The sequence below is a fragment of the Fulvivirga aurantia genome, assembly GCF_009711475.1.
GTDB lineage: Bacteria > Bacteroidota > Bacteroidia > Cytophagales > Cyclobacteriaceae > Fulvivirga > Fulvivirga aurantia.
Window position 1 is genome coordinate 1 of record NZ_SMMD01000497.1, and the last position, 3,318, is coordinate 3,318.

General features: G+C 37.8%; 4 protein-coding genes. 2 read left to right on the forward strand and 2 right to left on the reverse strand.

Going from position 1 to position 3,318, the window contains the following annotated elements; all coding sequences use genetic code 11:
• A partial coding sequence (locus tag E1176_RS03560) for an ABC transporter ATP-binding protein (RefSeq protein ID WP_155209199.1) occupies positions 1 to 1,640 on the forward strand: 1,640 nt, incomplete at its 5' end.
• Between the two features lie 17 nt (positions 1,641 to 1,657).
• On the forward strand, positions 1,658 to 2,212 hold the full coding sequence (locus E1176_RS03565; RefSeq protein ID WP_155209200.1) for a class I SAM-dependent methyltransferase: 555 nt from the start codon (positions 1,658 to 1,660) through the stop codon (positions 2,210 to 2,212).
• Between the two features lie 6 nt (positions 2,213 to 2,218).
• On the opposite strand, the gene E1176_RS03570 is transcribed toward E1176_RS03565, so the two are convergent.
• Both E1176_RS03570 and E1176_RS03575 read right to left on the reverse strand, forming a co-directional pair.
• Positions 2,219 to 2,728 (reverse strand): hypothetical protein, encoded by a 510-nt coding sequence (locus E1176_RS03570; protein ID WP_155209201.1) that lies wholly within the window; start codon positions 2,726 to 2,728, stop codon positions 2,219 to 2,221.
• 3 nt (positions 2,729 to 2,731) lie between these two features.
• Positions 2,732 to 3,318: hypothetical protein (locus E1176_RS03575; RefSeq protein ID WP_222933069.1), on the reverse strand; the 587-nt coding region annotated here is incomplete at its 5' end.

Genomic DNA, 3,318 nt, shown 5'->3' on the forward strand with positions numbered 1-3,318 from the left:
ATATTTATAAGTCTTTTGAAAACCTTGAAATACAGGATAATATGTATGCCATCTTTGCTGGTAGCATACTCATTTATGCTGTTCTTATCCTTGTGATGGCACTTTTAAGAGGGGTTTTCTTATTTATGGTAAGGCAAACACTCATCGTGATGTCAAGACTTATAGAGTATGACTTGAAAAATGAAATCTATAGTCACTATCAGTCTCTACCATTAAGTTTTTACAGAAGAAACAACACCGGAGACTTAATGAACCGGATCTCTGAAGATGTGAGCAAAGTGAGAATGTATCTGGGGCCTTCTATTATGTATGGGCTCAATCTTATCACTCTTTTTGCCATTCTCATCCCCTACATGCTGTCTATTAATGTAACGCTCACGCTTTATGCACTTATCCCACTACCTATTCTATCGGTAAGTATCTTTTTTGTAAACAACATCATCAACAAACGCTCTGAGGAGATACAAGTAAGTCAATCAGGGTTATCAACTTTTGCCCAGGAAGCTTTCTCAGGGATTAGGGTTTTAAAATCATTTACCCGAGAGAAAGACTCTTCAAATAAATTTACTGCTGCAAGTAATGACTATAAAGACAAATCGCTTGCGCTTACACGCGTGCAGGCGCTCTTCTTCCCCTTAGTGATGGGATTAATCGGCCTGAGTACTATACTTACCGTATATGCCGGAAGTGCTGAGGTAATCAAAGGGTCGCTCACTTTTGGAAATATTGCTGAGTTTATCATTTATGTAAACCTCCTCACCTGGCCGGTAACAGCTCTAGGCTGGATCAGTAGTATTATCCAACGTGCGGCAGCTTCTCAAAAACGATTGAATGAGTTTTTGAAAACAGAAAATAATATCGTCAGCGAGAAAAATATTGATGTTTCTCTTGAAGGTAGCATCGAATTTAAAAATGTCAGTTTCGTTTACCCTGACTCGGGTATTCAGGCGCTTAAGAATATTAATTTCAATGTAAAACCTGGTGAATCACTGGCCATTATCGGAACTACAGGCTCCGGTAAAAGTACTATCGCCAACCTGATTTCACGTATGTATGACACCACAGAAGGTGAGATCATCATTGATGAAAGAGATATTAAAGACTATAATTTGGTGAGTTTGAGAAGCCAGATTGGTTACGTGCCACAGGATGTATTTCTCTTTAGCGACACCATTTATAACAACATCGGTTTTGGATCAGCCGAGGCTACAGAGGAAAACATCATAACAGCTGCCAAACAAGCTGATGTGTATAAAAACATTATTGACTTTCCTGAAGGATTTAATACGCGAGTCGGAGAGCGTGGTATTACATTATCCGGTGGCCAAAAACAGCGAGTATCTATTGCGAGGGCCATCTCTCGAAACCCTAAAATACTTATGCTCGATGATGCCCTCTCAGCGGTTGACACAAAAACCGAAAACACGATCTTGAATAGCATGAAGCGTGTGATGGAAGGTCGTACAAGCATCATTATTTCACACAGGGTATCATCGGCCAAGCTAGCCGATAAAATCATTGTGCTGGATGATGGAGAAATCATTGAGAAAGGCACTAACGAATCCCTAATGGCTCAAAATGGCGCCTTTAAAGAGTTGTATGAAAAGCAAATGCTTGCCGAGCAGGCGATGGAGGATTAGGATTTCAATAATTGTTTATGAGTAATTTCCTAGTTGGTTTACTTAAAAGAAATAACTGTAGGTTTTCATCTGTTCTAGACATTGGGTGTGGTGTTACTGCCAATGAGCTGCACAATTTAGCATCAATCTATAAAGAAAAGGACGTTTTCAATCTCGGCAAAATAGTCGGAATTGATAAAATGTGTAGTAGTAGAATTGAAATGATTAATTCGTTCATATTTGCCTGCGGAGGGGGAAATCTACGGCAATTTGAAAATGATAATAATATTCTTTTCAGCAGAGTCGATATTACCTCAAATGACTTACCTTATGATACATTTGGTTTAATTATTTTATCTAATATTTTACACTTACTAGAATTTCATAAGGCTAAAAAAGTATACTCATCTGCTATTGACATATTGAAACCTGGCGGTTTTATGTTCATACAACTAGCTAATGAAAACCATGACTTATTATCTGGACCTAAGTGGAAAATGAGTGAAAAAGAATTAGATAATTTATCGACATTGAACATTATTGACAAAGGCAGTTTCGATTACACTCGATATACTCTTCTTCAGAAGGAATAAGCAACTCTATTTAATCGGGAAGTAAACTAATAACTTCCTTTCTCCTTCATAAACCTCTATGGTGTAAGACTCATCAATCTCCAAATCTTGTAGTGCTGCGTATTCCTGGGCTGCTTCTAAAACCTCGTTAGGCTTAGGCATTACCAGATTGTGAGCAGTGATGGTGGTTGTTATAAAATTTCCATTGAGTTCACGGCTTGTATCAAAACTTTCCCAATCATTATTAATTTCAGAGTTCGACACAATTCCCACCACCTGATCTACTTTGGTCTCGTTCATCGGATAGCTCAATATTGCCAATTTATAGCCGTCATTTTCCGTAGAAATTTGACGTGCATTTACAAAAAGACTTTCAATTTTTGAATCATTATAACTCCCCTTAAATGCCTCTCCTTTAAGATAGAGTGCCTTATTTACTTGAGTAAACACAAAATCCTCTGTGCCTCCCAGGTAATAGTAAACGCTAAAAACCAAGAGACCTAATACGCTAATGACAACAATTAAAACTTTCTTCATTTTCTAAAATGCATATCTAATACCAACGGCTCCGAAAAACCTAAACCTAAAAGGATTATCAACTAACTCTCCCATGAGACTTACTTCTGAAAACCCGACAATCGGATAATCTAAAAACTCATATTCTATCCCAAGAATACCCTCCGGACCGAGGTCAAAGTTAGTATCATTATCTGTTCTTAAAATATCATTCTCATTAAAAAATGAGTATTTAACATCAGACAATCTCACATGAGCGCCTAAACCCCAATACCAATCAAGCCTTCCTTCAACATTGGCAGGAAAAGACTCATGCCATACCATTCGTCCCTGAAAAGCTAACGTATATTTCACACTGTGATCAACATATCTATTACCATCATACTTACTGCGACTATCGAATGTAGATTTGTAATATGAGTCGTGCCGGTTGGCAGAAGTTGAACCAAATATTAGTTCTACCGCACCCTTTCTATCGAAATAGCTCTTGTACGTAATCCCCAATGGGTCACCTATTCTTAGCCCTATTCCCTGATCACGAGTTTGTGCATTACTCAAATTTACCAGACATAATAAACCAACTATCAGACTGACTGATTTGAACTTAACTG